Below are 1,199 nucleotides of genomic sequence, written 5' to 3'. Positions count from 1 at the left end.
CGGGTGGCGGGTTGGTCCCAGCGTCGTTGTGGTTCGCTGCGGATGCGGGCTCGTTCGCGGCGTTGGGCGGCCAGGACGTCGGGGTGACGGGCGTTGACGTTGCGCCACCGAAGGTAGGCCTGCAGTTTCCGGGTCAGAGCCGGGTGGTTCGGGTGGTTCGAGCCGGCGATGACGAAGGTGCGCAGCGGCCCGAACTGGGCCTCGATCGGGTTGGCCCAGGAGGCGTAGGTCGGGGTGAAGCACAGCTCGACCTTGTTCCGAGCCGCCCACCTGCGGATCTTCGACCCCTTGTGGGCCGACAGGTTGTCCAGGATCACGTAGATCGGTGCACGGTCCGGACGGGCGGCGCGGATCGACTTGAGCGCGGCGAGGGTGTTCGCCGCGCTCTTGCGCCGCCGGACCACGCCCCAGAGCTGGTCGTCACCAACGGAGTAGCAGCCGTGGAACTGCCGGACGCCGTGCAGCTTGTGATAATTCGCGGGCAGCCGGTGCGGACGCCCTGCCGGAGCCCAACCGGCACCGGCCTGCGGGCGGATCACCAGGGGCCCGAACTCGTCGAACGCGAACACTCGCTGCGGGAAGCGGCTGCTCACGTACTCAATCCGGGCGAGCTTGGCGTCCCGGTCAGGGTCGGTGGACTCCTTCCACGTCTTCGTCCGCTGGAAGGTGATCTTGTGCTGGTGCAGAATCTGCCGCAGCCGTTCTCGACCGATACGGATCCGGCGGGCGGCATCCGAACTCAGGTGCTCGGCGAGCTTGCGGACGCTCCAGCGGGTGAACGGCCGCCCCAGCTTTTCGGGGCGGGTATTGGCCGTCTCGACGATGAACTGTTCCTCGTCAGGACTGATCTGGCGGGGACGGCCACCCGCCCACTGAGGGTCCAAGCAAGCCATCCCCATCTCGTTGAACCGGTGGATGACCTGCCGAATCGTGTCCTCATCGGCTTGGACGAGACGGGCGATCGCCGGCACCGTGTTCCCACCGGCCGAGGCGAGCACGACCATCGCCCGTCGCAGTCGGATCGAGCAACCGGTTCCCCGGCGGGTGATTCTGAGCAGCTGCTGACCTTCCTGATCACTCAGCCGCCGCACGCGTACAGGATCTGCCACCGCTACAGCCTGACCGCCCCGACGCCGCCCGGCCGACAGGCCGGACGGCGTGTCATCCAACACCGTGAACGTTCGTGGTCACGGCACTAG

Annotated in this window: 1 protein-coding gene; it reads right to left on the bottom strand. The window is 67.8% G+C overall.

The window, feature by feature from the left end; translation table 11 throughout:
* Positions 1 to 1,109, bottom strand: a 1,109-nt coding sequence (locus ACIBEF_RS32530; RefSeq protein WP_396797254.1) for an IS630 family transposase, incomplete at its 3' end; no start/stop codon positions are given.
* Positions 1,110 to 1,199: the final 90 nt, after the last annotated feature.

Source organism: Micromonospora sp. NPDC050795 (assembly GCF_044456785.1).
GTDB lineage: Bacteria > Actinomycetota > Actinomycetes > Mycobacteriales > Micromonosporaceae > Micromonospora.
Note: the sequence above shows the minus strand (reverse complement) of the source record. Positions and strands in the feature narration are given on the sequence as shown.